Source organism: Nocardia sp. NPDC058244, assembly GCF_042882065.1.
GTDB lineage: Bacteria > Actinomycetota > Actinomycetes > Mycobacteriales > Mycobacteriaceae > Nocardia.
This window is the reverse complement of the sequence record NZ_JBHVWX010000003.1, coordinates 91,452-105,890: the sequence shown is the minus strand read 5'-3', so window position 1 is coordinate 105,890 and position 14,439 is coordinate 91,452. Positions and strand designations below refer to the sequence as shown.

The window sequence follows — 14,439 nt, the reverse complement described above, 5'->3', positions numbered from 1 at the left end:
CTAGCGCGGGCGCAGGGCCGGGCCGACGAACCGCTCGACCAGCTGCCGTTCGGCCGCGGCGTCGGGCAGCGGCCAGGTGAGCAGGGAGAGCACCACCCGGACGATCCAGCCCGCGGCCGCGTCGTCGGGGGCGATGTGGGTGAGCGCGGTCGCGATCCGGCCCAGTTCCGGTGCGTCGGCGAGGACTTCGTCGGTGTCGGGGGAGCGGTGCCGGACCAGCCACTGCCGCAGCACGGGATCGGCGCGGATCGCCGCGACCGCGGCCAGGATCGCCTCGACCGGGCGTCGGCCTGCGGGGACCTGAGCGACCGCGGCCTCGACGCGGGCGGCGACGGTGCCCGCCGCCCGGACCATGACCGCGCGGACCAGTCGTGGCTTCCCGCCGACGTGGCGGTACATCGTGGCGCGCGAGCAGCCCGCCGCCGCGGCGATGTCGTCGGCGGTGACCGCGTCGATGCCGCGGTCGAGGAACAGGGTGAGCGCGGCCCGTTCGATCCGGTCGATCGCGACCGCGCGGCGGTCGCCGCCTGCCAGCCAGTCGGTGCTCATCCCGGTCTCCTTCGGTGTCTCGGTGTGAGACGGTTTCGGCAATCTGTCTACCGCATTCACCGCAGGCGGAACCTCGTTTTCGGGAATCGTTTGCTGCTCAGCTCTCGAGACCATCTGTCTCATCACGAGACGGTTGTTGACCCTCTGGTCACCCCGGGGGACCGTGAGCGCCGACAACCTGATCAGGAAAGGCGGCGACGATGACCACGGACCTCGGGGCGATCGATCTCTTCGACGCGGCAGTACTCGACGACCCCTACCCGCTCTACGCGGCGCTGCGCGAGCACGCGCCGGTGTATCGGGTGCCCGGTACCGACTTCTTCCTCGTCGCGTCGTGGGCCGCCGTCACCGAGGCCACCGCGCGGACCCAGGACTTCTCCTCGCATCTGACCGCCGTGCTCGTCGCCCAGCCGGGCGCGGCGCCGGTCACCTTCGACCTCGATGCCACCGGGCAGGCCGTGCACGTGCTCGCGACCGCGGACGGCGCGGTGCATGCCGCGCATCGCGGCGTCGTCGGCCCCGCCCTGGCCAAGCGGGTCCGGACGCTGGGGCCCGTGGTCACCGAGCTCACCGAACAACTGTGGGCGGAGGAACTCGACGGTGACCGGATCGACTGGGCGAGCGGCATGGCCGACCGGTTGCCACTGGCGCTGATCGCCGAACTCGTCGGATTCCCCCGCGCCGACGTGCCGCGATTGCTGGCCTTGGCCTACGACTCCACCGAGATGCTGGGCGGCGTCGTCGCCGACGGCCGGATGACCGACCTCGTCACCTCGGCCGCCGAACTGGCCCACTATGCCTACCTCGCGGTGACCGCGGCGCTCGCACGGGCCGACGCGCAGGAGGTTCCGGAGGCGCTGATCGATGTGCTCGCCGCGGCCGTGGCGGCGGGCCGGATCGACGAACAGCAGGCCGTGCTGATCGTGGTCCAGCTGATCGGTGCGGGCGGCGAGTCGACCGCGGGCCTGATCGCCTCGGCGGCCCGCCTGCTGGCCACCGACCTGGACCTGCAGGACACCTTGCGCGACCGCCCCGAGCTGATCCCCGCGTTCCTGGACGAGGCGCTGCGGGTGGAATCACCCTTCCGCGGACACCATCGGCACGTCGTCACCGACACCGAACTGGCCGGAGTGTCCCTGCCCGCGGGCAGCCACCTGCTCCTGCTCTGGGGTGCGGCCAATCGCGATCCGGCCGTGTTCGCGACGCCGGACGTCGTCGACCCGGCCCGCCCACGCGGCCGCGCGCACGCCGCCTTCGGCGCGGGCGCACACTTCTGCATCGGCTCCGCTCTGGCCCGGCTCGAAGCCAGCACCGCGATCACCCTGCTACTCGAGCGCACCGAACGATTCACCCTCGTCGAGGACGCGCCACCACGCTGGGTCCCGAGCCTGTTCGTCCGCCGCCACGCGAGCCTGCCGCTGCGGGTGGTCCTCCGCTGATCGACCGGTCGCCTGTCGCGCCGGACGCTACGACGAGTGTCCGGCGACCGGCGGCATCGCGGGTGTGGCACCGTGGCGGGGTGCGCACCACGCTGCTCCTGCCTGTCTGTCTGCTCCCGGCTACCGTGCTGTTCGCCGGGTGCACCACCACCTCGGGGCCCACGGCTGCTCCGGCGACTGTGGAGTCGGTGACGAAATCCGCCTCTGTCCAGGCGGTTCCATCCGCCTCGCCGGTGTCGTCGGTCGTACCGCCGGTGGCGGGTCGGACAGTCGTCCTCGATCCCGGGCACAACGGCGGCAATGCCGCGCACCTCGCGCAGATCGACGCGCGGGTGCCCGATGGTCGGGGTGGAGTCAAGGCGTGCAACACCACCGGGACCGCCGCGGCGAGTGGGTACACCGAACACGAGTTCACCTGGGATGTCACCCAGCGGGTGCGCGACGCGCTCGTCGCCCGGGGCGTGCGGGTGATCCTGACCCGCGACGACGACACCGGCGTCGGACCGTGTGTCGACCGGCGCGCGGCGATCGGCAACGACGCGGCGGCCGACGCGGTGGTCTCCATCCACGCCGACGGCAATGCGGGCGCGGGCGCGCACGGTTTCCACATCGCCTACTCGGACCCGCCGTTGAATCCGGTGCAGGCCGACGCAGGCGTGCGACTGGCGACCGCCCTTCGGGACGCGATGGTGCGCGGCGGCGCGGTGCCGTCCACCTATGTCGGCGCGGCCGGGCTCGACCCGCGCGCCGACCTCGCCGGTCTCAATCTCGCGCAGCGTCCGTCCGCCCTGGTCGAATGCGGCAATATGCGCTCCGATATCGATGCCGAACTCATCGAGACACCGGCGGGCCGGGCCCGCTACGCCGAACTCATCACCACCGGGATCCTGGCCTTCCTCGGCTGAGCCGGACGAATTTCGAGGACGTCGCGCAACGTTCGCCGGTCCCGTTCGGCGGCGCCGCGTGCTGCTCTCGGTAAGCGTCCTTGTTGTCAACTGGACGTCATTCCAGCAACATTCGGCAAACATCCGGAAACCACGGAGCTGGACTGTTAGCCGATTGATTGCCGCTGATGCGAACCGGTTGGTTCGAAACTCGGAACATTCGCCGTATTCGCACCGTGTGAACAACGGTGTCGAATACCGGTGAGTAGCCGTATTTTTCGCTATTCCGATGCTTGACGGGTGATCTTCGCCGCCCTACTGTCCCTGTCACAGTTCGATATCGAAGTGTTCGTGACATCGCTCGAAATGTTTCCCCCGGATGGCACGCCGGCCCCTGCCGTCCTCCGTGTGCGTTTCCTAGGAGTATTGATAGTGCGAAGCCGAATTCTGTCCGTCGCCGGAACCATGGCCCTGACACCTCTGGTCACCCTGCTGATCCCCGCCGTGAATGCCGAAGCCCACGGCTGGGTCGCCGGACCGGCCAGCAGGCAGGAACAATGTGCCCGCGGTGTTGTTTCCTGCGGTGCGGTGAAATACGAACCACAGAGTGTCGAAGGTCCGAAAGGGCTGAAGAATTGCAGCGCGAACAAATATCCGGAACTCGACGACGACAGTCTCGGCTGGGTTCCGCAGAAAGTCTCCGGGCGCACCACCTTCACCTGGAAGAACACTGCCAATCACCGCACCCTGAATTGGGAATACTTCCTCGGTGACACTCGAATCGCGGTGATCGACGGCCGCAACGAGCAGCCGCCCATGGAGGTCAGCCACACCATCGACCTGTCGCAGTATTCCGGCCGCCAGAAATTGCGCGCGGTCTGGAATATCGGCGATACCGCGGCCGCCTTCTACAGCTGCGTCGACCTCGAGATCGGCGGTGGTGGTGGCGGAACGCCGACCACGACCACCCCGAAACCGACCACGACCACGCCGCCCGCCACCACGACGAAACCCCCGACGACGACCCCGCCTGCCACGACGACCAAACCTCCAGCCACCACGACACCGCCCGCCACGACCACCCATCAGCACCCGACCACCACGGCCCCGGCCGCGTCGGCATGGCGACAGGGCGCCACCTACGCGATCGGCGACAAGGTCACCTACCAGGGCGTCACCTACAGCTGTAGGCAGGCGCACACCGTGCACGACCCGAACTGGACCCCGCCGAACACCCCCGCGCTCTGGTCGCGCATATAGCGCCCCTGGCCGGAAAACGTTTCGTGTGTTCTCCCACCATCGGTCGCGCGATGGGGTGAGGATTGACCTCGACTCGCCGGCCTCGCGTTCGGCCGGCCCCGCAGCACAAGGACGTGAGATATGAGTGACAGGAAATTCGCCTTCGCCATCGCGGCCACCGGGACGGCGTTGCTGGCCATGACGGTCGGTACCCCATCCGCCTCGGCGGTGGTCTCGCAATTGACGGTCGATCCCGGACTCAGCTTCGGGCTGGCAACCAATTACGGCACCGGCTGCACCCATCATCTGGTGGCCCGGCTCAGCGTCGACCTCGAACCTGTCTCCTTCTACGACAACGGCGTGCTGCTGGCCGAGGTCGTCCCGCTCGACGGCACCGCCAGCATCGACTGGATCCCGTCCAGCGGCGGTCCGCACAGCCTGGCGGCCCTGCAGGGCGGGGTCGGCCGCGGCGCCGACGTGCACGTCGGCAAGGGCTATCGCTTCGGGGAATCCTGCGTGGTCACCGGCGGCTGACCCGCGACACCGACGATGGCCCGGTCCGCACGGACCGGGCCATCGACGTCTGCGCTACTTCTTCGACGAGGCGAGCTTCTTGTCCTCGCCCTTCTTCGCCGACTTCTTGGCGGGCTTCTTCGCCTGCGGCTTGGGCGCCGACCCGTTGGTGTCGGCGGTGTTCGCCGGGGCCTGGGCGGTGACGACCAGATCGTCGTCGGCGGTGTCGACCAGCACCGTCGCCCCCGGATCCAGTCCGCCGTCGAGCAGCAGCCGCGAGATCCGGTTGTCGAGCTCCTTCTGCACCGTGCGCCGCAGCGGCCGGGCGCCGAACTCGGGCTGGAACCCGCGATCGCCGAGCCAGTCCACCGCCGAGTCGCTGATCTCGAGCCCGATGTCCTGGGCCGCGAGCATGCGGCGGGTCTTGTCCAGGATCAGGTTCACGATCCGCTCCAGCTGCGTCTTGTCCAGCCGATGGAACACGATCTGCTCGTCGATGCGGTTGAGGAACTCGGGCCGGAAGTGTCCGCGCAGCCGCTCTTCGAGCTCGGGCACGATCGAATCCAGATCGCCCTCGGGCGCCTTCAGGATCAGATCGGAGCCGATGTTGGAGGTCATGATCACGATGGTGTTCTTGAAATCGACGGTGCGGCCCTTGGAATCGGTGACCCGGCCGTCGTCGAGCAGTTGCAGCAGCACGTTGAACACATCGGGGTGCGCCTTCTCGACCTCGTCGAACAGGATCACCGAGTACGGCTGCCTGCGCACCTTGTCGGTGAGCTGGGCGGCGTCGTCGTAGCCGACGTATCCGGGCGGCGCGCCGACGAGCCGGGAGACCGTGTGCTTCTCCTGGAACTCGCTCATGTCGAACCGGATCAACCGGTCCTCGTCGCCGAAGACGGCCTCCGCCAGGGCTTTCGCGAGTTCGGTCTTGCCGACACCGGTCGGGCCGAGGAACAGGAACGAGCCGATCGGCCGGTTCGGATCCTTGAGCCCGGCCCTGGCGCGGCGCACCGCCTCGGCCACCGCGACGATCGCCTCGTCCTGCCCGATCACCCGCTTGTGCAGCACGTCCTCGAGCTGGAGCAACCGCTGCTTCTCCTCGGCGGTCAGGTCGGCGACGGGGATGCCGGTCTGCCGCGAGATCACCTCGGCGATGTCGACGACCGTCACCTCGGGTTCGCCGGAGCGCACCCCGGCATCCTCGAATTCCTCCTCCCTGGCCGCGATATCGGCCTTGATGGAGTTGGCCTTCTCGTAGTCCTCGTTGTCGACGGCGGCGTCCTTCTCCCGGTACAGCCGCGCGATCTCCTCGTCCCTGGCCTTCACCTCGGGATCGGGGGTGCCCGAGCGCAGCCGGACCCGCGCGCCCGCCTGGTCGATCAGGTCGATCGCCTTGTCGGGCATGAATCGGTCGGTGATGTAGCGGTCGGAGAGCTGGGCTGCCGCGATCAGCGCCTCGTCGGAGTAGCGCACCTGGTGGTGCTCCTCGTAGACGTCGGCCAGGCCGCGCAGGATCTCGATGGTGTCCTCGACCGAGGGTTCCGACACCATCACCGGCTGGAACCGGCGCTCCAGCGCCGCGTCCTTCTCGATGTACTTGCGGTACTCGTCGATGGTGGTCGCGCCGACGACGTGCAGTTCCCCGCGGGCGAGCGCGGGCTTGAGCAGATTGCCCGCGTCCATCGAGCCCTCGCCGCCGCCACCGGCGCCGACGATGGTGTGCAGTTCGTCGATGAAGACGATCAGTTCGTCCTTGTGGGCGCGCACCTCGTCGAGGATCTTGGTGAGCCGCTCCTCGAACTCACCGCGATACTTGCTGCCCGCCACCAGCGTCCCGACATCGAGGGCGATGACCCGGCGGTCGGCGAGCGTGGACGGCACATCGTTGTTGACGATCCGCTGCGCCAGGCCCTCCACGATGGCGGTCTTGCCGACGCCGGGATCACCGATCAGCACCGGGTTGTTCTTGCGCCGCCGCGAGAGGATCTCGATCGTCTGCTCGATCTCCTCGGCCCGCCCGACCACCGGGTCGACGAGACCTTCGCGGGCCTCCGCGGTGAGATCGCGGCCGTACTCGTCCAGTGTCGGCGTGTCGGTCTGCTGCTGCCGCTTGGTGGGCGCGCCCGTGGTGGCCGGTCCGGAGGAGTTGCCGCTCTGGGTGGCGGCGATGCCCGCCATCAGGGCCTGCGCGGCGACCGAGTCGGGGAGCGAGGCGATGCCGAGCAGGATGTGCTCGGGGCCGATGTAGCTGCTGCCGGACTGGGCGGCCTGGCGCTGGGCGGTGCGCAGCGCCATCTTGGTGCCGGGGCTCAGGGTGATGTCGGCGAGGTCGTTCTCGCTGGGCGAACCGGTGTCGAGGAAGTCCTGCATCTGCTCGGCAACCTGGTCGGGGTCGAGGCTGAGCTCGGCGACGATGCTGCGGCCCGGCTCGGATTCGGTGGCGGCGTAGAGCAGATGCTCGGGCGTGATCTCCGGATTGCCCCATTCCTGGGCCGCCTCGCGGGCCGAACCGATGAGCAACTTGGCGTTGTCGGTCATCAGTCTGCCCAGGTCGATGCGCTGTACGGGGGGCTTGGCCGACATCCCGGGGCCGAAGAATCGCTGGAAGATGTCATCGAACGAGTTCATCGAACTACCTGGCCAGCTGGCTGTCATATGTCCACACCTCTTCGCTCGTCGTGCCGCTCGCGCGGCGACTCCTGCAGATCGGGTCGGTACTGCTAGCAATACTTCGGCATCCTCGGATGGGGTGCAAGCGATTGGACAGTTTCACATCTGCAACGTCGTGGGGTGTGGCGCGCAAACCAAAGTCCGGCCGAAGCGGCCCGAAACCACCGGTTTTGTCTGATTCTTGATCGAGGAACGGCACGGGCGGGTAGCGTGACGACCCGCGCGGCGGTATCGACCGTGGCGCCCATTTTTGCCCGCCGACCGACTGGTCGAACAGGCCGACGGGAAGAGCACGGAGTTTGGTCACCGACGTCATCGATGTCACCGCGGATTTCACGATCTCGCGTCAATCACTGTGGGACGTCCTGCTGGACCCCCAGAGCTATCCGCGGATGTTCACCGGCATCGGCAGCTGCGAACGGGTCGAGCGCCCCGACGGTTCGGTGGTCTGGCAGGTGCGGGTCGGCTCGGCGAGCGCGGGGATCGAGACCCACGAGTTCGTGCTCGAGATCGGGCGCTGGTACGAGAGTTTCGAGCTGCGCAGCTCCGCGCTGGGCAGCTTCGCCGCGATCCGCCTGCGCGGTGACGAGCAGCGCACCCGCCTCGACATCACCCTGTTCGCCGCGGCGAGGGTGCACCCGATGCTCGGTGCGCGCAGCAACTCCGCGGTCACCGACTGGGTGAAGGCCGGACTGCGCCGCACCGCCGACATCATCGCGGGCACCCGATCCTCGATCGTGATCAACGCCGAGCGCTCGGTGGTGCGCCGCAATACCGGGGTGGTGCGCAGCATCGCGGCCACCGGGCTGATGCGCCCGGAACCCGTCTCGATCGTGAAACAGTTGCGTTCCCTGGCGAAATGGGGCTTCAACCTGGCCGGCGGCTACGCCGCGGGCGCCGCGCACACGCCGACGCGCCTCGCGGTGATCGATCCGCACGGCACACGCACCTTCGCCGAGGTCGACGAAAGGTCCACCGCGCTGGCCGGGGCGATGTACTCCCTCGGCCTGCGCGCGGGTGACGCGATCGGCCTGCTCGCGCGCAATCACGCGGGCATGGTCGAAACCATGGTCGCGGCGGGCAAACTCGGCGTCGACGTGGCCCTGCTCAACGCCGGGCTGTCGGGGCGGCGGATCGAGGAGATCGTGCAGCGGCACCGCCTCAGCGCGGTCTACGTCGACGGAGAGCTGGAGACGCTGATCCGCTACCTGCACAGCGACGTGCCCCGGTTCACCACCGACGACCAGCCGCCGGACCCGGAACGCACCACCATCGACGGCCTGATCACCTTGGCGCAGAACGATTTTCCGGTGCCCGCCCACCCCGGCAGGCTGATCGTGCTCACCTCCGGCACCAGCGGCTCACCGAAGGGCGCGCGCCGCCCGCACCCCAAGGGCTTCGGCACCATCGCGGCCCTGCTCTCGCGGATCCCGATGCGGGTCGAGGAGGTCGTGCTCATCCCGGCGCCGCTGTTCCACACCTGGGGCCTGGCCGGGTTACAGCTGAGCACGGCGCTGCGCGCGACCGTGGTGCTGACCGACGGCTTCGACGCGCTGGCCTGCCTGCGCGCGATCGTCGAGCACCGGATCACCACGCTGATCGTCGTCCCGACGATGGTGGAGCGGCTGCTCGACGTGCCCGACGAGGTGCGCGCGAGCTTCGATCTGTCCAGCCTGCGTCACGTCGTCAGTTGCGGCGCGCCGCTGGCCGGGGCCACCGTGCTGCGCTTCCTCGACACCTTCGGCGACGTGCTCTACAACGTGTACGGCTCGACCGAGGTGTCCTGGGCCAGCGTCGCCACGCCCGCCGACCTGCGGGTCTCGCCGACCACGGCGGGCCGCCCGCCGCTGGGCACCCGGGTGGCCGTGCTCGGTCCCGACCTGCGCCCGGTGCCGGTCGGCGCGACCGGGCACATCTTCGTCGCCAACCACATGCTCTTCGACGGCTACGTCAACGCCGCGCCGCCGGAGGAGGCCGACGGCATGCTCGACACCGGCGATCTCGGCTATCTCGACGCCGCGGGCCGGTTGTTCGTCGCGGGCCGCGACGACGAGATGATCATCTCCGGGGGCGAGAACGTCTTCCCGCGGCCGGTCGAGGAGGCGCTGGCCCATCTGCCACAGATCACCGAGGTGGCCGTGGTCGGCGTGCCCGATCGGGAGTTCGGGCAGCGGCTGGCCGCGTTCGTGGTGAAACGCGAAGGGGCGGGCCTGGATTCGGACATGGTCCGGACCTACATCCGCAACCGGCTCAGCCGCTTCTCGGTCCCGCGCGATGTCACCTTCCTGTCCGCGCTGCCGCGCGGGGAGACCGGCAAGATCCTCAAGCGGGTGCTGGTGCGCCCGGAGTCAGCCCTGAGCGAGTAGCCGCCGCAGCGCCCGCTCGATCGCGGCCGCGGCCTGCTCGCGCGAACGGCCGCGCCGATCCCGCAGGTGATGGTGGGCGGGCCAGGCCAGCGCGCCCTCGACCAGATCGAGCAGTTCGTCGTCACCGGCCAGTTCGGGAGCGAACAGGGCCGCCAGAGTGTCGCGGATACGGTCGTCGGTGCGCCGCATCCGTGCGTCGATCGCGGCGACCGAGCGGGATTCCTGCAGACCGGGCAGGCGCGGGGACCGCTGGAGGTCGAAGACGGCCGAGCTCTGCCGGACCGCCAGCGCGATCCGCTCCGCCAGCGGCAGGGTGGGATCGGGGGTGACCAGGCAGGCCTCGACCGTCGCCGACTGGCGCTCGACCGCGGCGACGAGCAGGGCCTCCCGATCGGCGAAGTGCACGAAGATACTGCGCTCGGAGGTGCCTGCCCTGGCGGCGATCGTGCGCGTGGTCGGCGCGAAATCGCCGTCGATGAGAGCGGCGAGCAGCCCGTCGATGATGGCCTCGCGGGTCTTCTCCGGATCGCGGCGCCGTCGCGGCGGGCGCGCCGTGTGCTCGCCCGCCGCCGCGGCCTCGTGCCCTGAACTCATCGGCCCATCACAGCACAGACCGCCCGCCCCCGGGTCACTCGCTCGGCGGCACCGCCGTCCGGTTCATCACCGAATGCGTGCGCGAGTAGCCGAAGTAGACGATCAGACCCACCACCAGCCACGCCAGGAACCGCAGCCAGGTCTCCCACGGCAGCGAGTAGATCAGGTACGCCGAGAAACCGATGCCGACCAGCGGGATCACCGGCATGAACGGCAGCCGGAACGAGCGCGGCGCGTCGGGCCTGGTGCGACGCAACACGATCACCGCGACGCACACCACGATGAAGGCCATCAGGATGCCGATATTGGTGAGCTCGGCGACGGTGTTGATCGGCAGCACGCCGGCCAGGATCGCCGCGCCGACGCCGACGATCCAGGTGACCCTGGTCGGCACCTTGCGGGTCGGGTGGGTCTTGGCGAACCACGCGGGCAGCAGGCCGTCGCGGCTCATCGCGAACCACACCCGGGTGACGCCGAGCATGAACGTCAGCACCACGGTGACGATGCCGACGATCGCGCCGACGGCGATGATGTTGGCGACGCCCGGCATCCCGACCGCCTCGAACGCGGTGGAGAACCCGCTGGTCGGGCTGATCTCGGTGTACTTCTGCATCCCGGTGAGCACCAGCGTGGCCAGCACGTAGAGCACCATGGCGATGGCCAGGGAGTAGATGATCGCCTTGGGCAGGTGCTTGCGCCCGTCGACGGATTCCTCGGCCGCGGTGCTCATGGCGTCGTAGCCGAACACGGCGAAGAACACCGTCGCGGCGCCCGTCCACACCGCGCCGACGCCGAACGGGAAGTACGGGTCGTAGTTGGCGCTGTCGATGTGGAACACGCCGAGCACGACGATGAGCACGACCAGCGCGACCTTGATCCCGACCGCGACGGTCTCGAACCGGCCGACGCTGCCGATCCCGCGCGAGAGCACCCACGCGGTGCCCAGACAGAACAGCACCGCGAACAGGTCGACGACCCGCCCGTCGCCGGTGTCGGGCGCGCCGAGCATCCACTCGGGCAGGGTCAGGCCGATCTGGTCGAGCAGGAACCCGAAGTAGCCGGACACGCCGATCGCGACCACCGCCGCCACGGCGATGTACTCGAGCAGCAGGTCCCAGCCGATGAACCAGCCCGCCAGTTCACCGAGCGAGACGTAGCCGTAGGTGTAGGCCGATCCCGCCTTGGGCACCATGCCCGCGAACTCGGCGTAACACAGCGCCGCCGCCGCGCTGGCCACGCCGGCGATCAGGAACGAGATCAAGACCGCGGGACCGGTGACCGAGTGGGCGACCGACCCGGCCAGGGTGAAGATGCCCGCGCCGATGATGCCGCCGACGCCGATCGCGGTCAGCTGCCACAGCCCGAGCGATTTGGCGAGCCGCTCGTCGCTCGGGATCTCGTCCTCGATCTCGACGAGGGGTTTGCGGCGCAGCATCTGGGCGCGCAACTCTGCGAAAGACATTCGCGTTCCTTCCGTCGACGCACACCAGTACACCGCCACGTCGGGGTCGCGGGCGCCGAGAGTGAATATTGTTCAGTGCCCGCCGACCAGCGCGCGCAGGAAGAACCCCAGGTTGGCGGGCCGTTCGGCCAGCCTGCGCATGAAATATCCGTACCACTGGTCACCGTAGGGGACATAGACCCGAACGTGGTTGCCCGCGTCGGCGAGTCGCTGCTGTTCGTCGGCGCGGATGCCGAACAGCATCTGGAACTCGTACTCCTCGGTCTTGCGTTGTGCCGACTGCACCGCGACTCCGGCGGCGGCGAGCACCGCCGGATCGTGCGAGGCGATCATCGGATACCCCGCGCCCGCGGTCAGGATCGCCAGGCAGCGCAGATAGGAGGCGTCGACCTCGGCGCGGTCGCGGAAGGCCACCGACTCGGGTTCGTCGTAGGCGCCCTTGCACAACCGGATCCGCGAGCCGGGGCCGGCCAGCGCGCGGCAGTCGTCCTCGGTGCGGCGCAGATAGGCCTGCAGGACGGTGCCCAGCCACGGGTAGTCGGCGCGCAGCTCGCGCACGATCTCGAGGGTCGAGTCGGTGGTGGTGTGGTCCTCGGCGTCGACGGTGACCCACAGGCCCGCGGCCTCGGCGGCCGCGCAGATCCGGTGGGCGTGCTCGCGGGCGATCGCGTGTCCGTCGCGGGGCAGGGCCTGGCCCAGCGCCGACAGTTTCACCGACACCTCCAGCGGCCGCACGGCGCCCGCCGCCACCTCGGCCTGGGGGAGCCGGCCGAGCGCGGCGATCAGTGTGCGGTACTGGGCGACGGTCGATTCCGCGCTCGCCAGGTCGGTGGTGTCCTCGCCGAGATAGTCGACGCTGACGAAACGGCCGGAGCGCAGCAGGGTTTCGGCCGCGCGCACCGCCTGGTCGACGGTGGTGCCCGCCACGAAGCGGGCCACCACGTCCCGGCTGACCGGCAGCCGGGTGACGGCGCGTTCCAGTCGCGGCGAGCGGGCGGCGGCGAGCAGGGTCGAGCGCAGGACGGCGGACATCAGCGGACCTCCGGGTCGGGTGCCTGATGGGGATAGCGGTGCTCGGTCGGCGGGGTGAAGGTTTCCTTGATCGTGCGGGCGGAGGTCCAGCGCAGCAGATTCTGCGCCGAGCCCGCCTTGTCGTTGGTGCCCGAGGCGCGCCCGCCGCCGAACGGCTGCTGGCCGACGACGGCGCCGGACGGTTTGTCGTTGATGTAGAAGTTGCCCGCGGCGAAGGTGAGCCGGTCGGTGGCGGCCGTGATCGCGGCCCGGTCCTCGGCGATGATCGAGCCGGTCAGTCCGTAGGCGCTGCCCCGGTCGACGAGATCCATGGCGGCGGTGAAGCCGTCGGGGACGCGGTCGTCGTAGACGTGCACGGCCAGGATCGGGCCGAAGTACTCGGTGTGGAAGATCTCGTCGGCGGGATCGTCACCGACGACGACGGTCGGTTCGACGAACCAGCCGACGCTGTCGTCGCTGTGGCCCCCGGCCACCACGGTCAGTCCGGGTGTGGCCTTGGCCCGCTCCAGCGCGGCGGTATTGCGGTCGAAGGCGCGTCGATCGATCAGTGCCCCACCGAAATTGGTGAAGTCGGCGACGTCGCCGTAGCGCAGCGCGGCGGTCCGCTCGATCAGGTCCTCCGACATCGTCGCCCACACCGAGCGCGGGACGAACGCGCGGGAGGCGGCGGAGCACTTCTGTCCCTGGTAGTCGAACGCGCCGCGCAGCAGGGCGGTGGTGAGGACCGCGGGGTCGGCCGAGGGATGGGCCAGCACGAAGTCCTTGCCGCCGGTCTCACCGACGAGTCGCGGGTAGGTGCGGTACCGGTCGATCCGCTGCGCCACCTCGCGCCACAGGTGCTGGAAGGTGGCCGTCGAGCCGGTGAAGTGCACGCCCGCCAGTCGTGGATCGGCGAGGACGACCTCCGAGATCGCCGGTCCCGCACCGTGGACGAGGTTGATCACCCCGGCGGGCAGTCCCGCCGCCTCGAGCAGCCGCATCGTCAGGTAGGCGGCGACGGCCTGGGTGCGGGCGGGTTTCCACACCACGGTGTTGCCCATCAGCGCGGGCGCGGTCGGCAGGTTGCCCGCGATGGCGGTGAAGTTGAACGGCGTGACCGCGTAGACGAAACCCTCCAGCGACCGGTACTGCATCCGGTTCCACACCCCGGGCGCGGAGATCGGCTGTTCGGCCAGGATGCGGCGGGCGAAGGAGACATTGAAGCGCCAGAAGTCGACCAGTTCGCACGGCGCGTCGATCTCGGCCTGGTAGGCGGACTTGGACTGGCCGAGCATGGTCGCGGCCGCGATCGTCTCGCGCCAGGGTCCCGCCAGCAGGTCCGCGGCGCGCAGGAAGATCGCGGCGCGATCGTCGAACGACATGGCCTGCCAGGCCGGTGCCGCCGCGGTGGCCGCCTCGACCGCGGCGGCGGCCTCGGCGGCGGTCGCGTCGTGCAGGGTGCCGAGGACGGCGGCGTGCCGGTGCGGCTGGACGACGTTGACGGCCGGTCCGTCGCCGGGCAGGTGGCGGCCGCCGATGACGTGCTGGATGTCGGTGGGTGTGGCGGACAGGTCGGCGAGGGCGGTGCGCAGCCGGGCACGCTCCGGGGTCCCCGGGGCGAAGCTGCCGACCGGTTCGTTGACCGGCGGCGGAGTGGTCGCGATGGCGTCCATGAGGGCGGCTCCTGCGTCGAGTGGTGGCGGGATGTG

11 protein-coding genes are annotated in these 14,439 nt (G+C 69.7%); 5 read left to right on the top strand and 6 right to left on the bottom strand.

Annotated features, from left to right (window positions below; genetic code table 11):
• On the bottom strand, positions 1-549 hold the full coding sequence (locus tag ACFVW6_RS10215; RefSeq protein WP_357349873.1) for a helix-turn-helix domain-containing protein: 549 nt from the start codon (positions 547-549) through the stop codon (positions 1-3).
• Between the two features lie 200 nt (positions 550-749).
• Between ACFVW6_RS10215 and ACFVW6_RS10210 the strand changes: the two genes are divergently transcribed.
• From ACFVW6_RS10210 to ACFVW6_RS10195, 4 genes are all read left to right on the top strand, one after another.
• Positions 750-1,988, top strand: coding sequence for a cytochrome P450 (locus ACFVW6_RS10210; protein WP_378826618.1), 1,239 nt, complete (start codon positions 750-752; stop codon positions 1,986-1,988).
• Positions 1,989-2,242: 254 nt separating this feature from the next.
• Entirely contained in the window at positions 2,243-2,893 is a 651-nt protein-coding gene (locus ACFVW6_RS10205) for an N-acetylmuramoyl-L-alanine amidase (RefSeq protein ID WP_378826616.1), read from the top strand.
• 279 nt (positions 2,894-3,172) lie between these two features.
• On the top strand, positions 3,173-4,132 hold the full coding sequence (locus ACFVW6_RS10200; protein WP_378826612.1) for a carbohydrate-binding protein: 960 nt from the start codon (positions 3,173-3,175) through the stop codon (positions 4,130-4,132).
• Between the two features lie 120 nt (positions 4,133-4,252).
• The gene (locus tag ACFVW6_RS10195) at positions 4,253-4,645 is read left to right on the top strand and encodes a hypothetical protein (protein WP_378826610.1); all 393 of its coding nucleotides are present in this window, start codon (positions 4,253-4,255) and stop codon (positions 4,643-4,645) included.
• A 54-nt stretch (positions 4,646-4,699) separates the two neighbouring features.
• On the opposite strand, the gene ACFVW6_RS10190 is transcribed toward ACFVW6_RS10195, so the two are convergent.
• Positions 4,700-7,282: an ATP-dependent Clp protease ATP-binding subunit gene (locus ACFVW6_RS10190; protein ID WP_378826608.1), complete on the bottom strand. Its 2,583-nt coding sequence runs from the start codon at positions 7,280-7,282 to the stop codon at positions 4,700-4,702.
• 314 nt (positions 7,283-7,596) lie between these two features.
• On the opposite strand from ACFVW6_RS10190, the gene ACFVW6_RS10185 reads away from it, so the two are divergent.
• Positions 7,597-9,663: an AMP-binding protein gene (locus ACFVW6_RS10185; protein WP_378826606.1), complete on the top strand. Its 2,067-nt coding sequence runs from the start codon at positions 7,597-7,599 to the stop codon at positions 9,661-9,663.
• Here ACFVW6_RS10185 and ACFVW6_RS10180 read toward each other — a convergent pair.
• The 4 genes from ACFVW6_RS10180 to pruA form a co-directional block, all read right to left on the bottom strand.
• Positions 9,646-10,257 (bottom strand): TetR/AcrR family transcriptional regulator, encoded by a 612-nt coding sequence (locus tag ACFVW6_RS10180; RefSeq protein ID WP_378826604.1) that lies wholly within the window; start codon positions 10,255-10,257, stop codon positions 9,646-9,648. The genes ACFVW6_RS10185 and ACFVW6_RS10180 overlap by 18 nt on opposite strands.
• A gap of 34 nt (positions 10,258-10,291) precedes the next feature.
• Entirely contained in the window at positions 10,292-11,719 is a 1,428-nt protein-coding gene (locus tag ACFVW6_RS10175; RefSeq protein WP_355281967.1) for an amino acid permease, read from the bottom strand.
• Between the two features lie 72 nt (positions 11,720-11,791).
• Positions 11,792-12,751: a proline dehydrogenase family protein gene (locus ACFVW6_RS10170; protein WP_378826601.1), complete on the bottom strand. Its 960-nt coding sequence runs from the start codon at positions 12,749-12,751 to the stop codon at positions 11,792-11,794.
• Positions 12,751-14,403, bottom strand: a complete 1,653-nt coding sequence (gene pruA, locus ACFVW6_RS10165; RefSeq protein WP_378826599.1) for an L-glutamate gamma-semialdehyde dehydrogenase — start codon at positions 14,401-14,403, stop codon at positions 12,751-12,753. The genes ACFVW6_RS10170 and pruA overlap by 1 nt, the downstream gene beginning before the upstream one ends.
• Positions 14,404-14,439 lie beyond the last annotated feature (36 nt).

What these genes read in the sequence shown, in the direction of transcription:
- ACFVW6_RS10215 (WP_357349873.1), bottom strand. Translation starts at nt 549, where the DNA reads ATGAGCACCGACTGGCTGGCAGGCGGCGACCGCCGCGCGGTCGCGATC.
- ACFVW6_RS10210 (WP_378826618.1), top strand. Translation starts at nt 750, where the DNA reads ATGACCACGGACCTCGGGGCGATCGATCTCTTCGACGCGGCAGTACTC.
- ACFVW6_RS10195 (WP_378826610.1), top strand. Translation starts at nt 4,253, where the DNA reads ATGAGTGACAGGAAATTCGCCTTCGCCATCGCGGCCACCGGGACGGCG.
- ACFVW6_RS10190 (WP_378826608.1), bottom strand. Translation starts at nt 7,282, where the DNA reads ATGACAGCCAGCTGGCCAGGTAGTTCGATGAACTCGTTCGATGACATC.
- ACFVW6_RS10180 (WP_378826604.1), bottom strand. Translation starts at nt 10,257, where the DNA reads ATGAGTTCAGGGCACGAGGCCGCGGCGGCGGGCGAGCACACGGCGCGC.
- ACFVW6_RS10175 (WP_355281967.1), bottom strand. Translation starts at nt 11,719, where the DNA reads ATGTCTTTCGCAGAGTTGCGCGCCCAGATGCTGCGCCGCAAACCCCTC.
- ACFVW6_RS10170 (WP_378826601.1), bottom strand. Translation starts at nt 12,751, where the DNA reads ATGTCCGCCGTCCTGCGCTCGACCCTGCTCGCCGCCGCCCGCTCGCCG.
- pruA (WP_378826599.1), bottom strand. Translation starts at nt 14,403, where the DNA reads ATGGACGCCATCGCGACCACTCCGCCGCCGGTCAACGAACCGGTCGGC.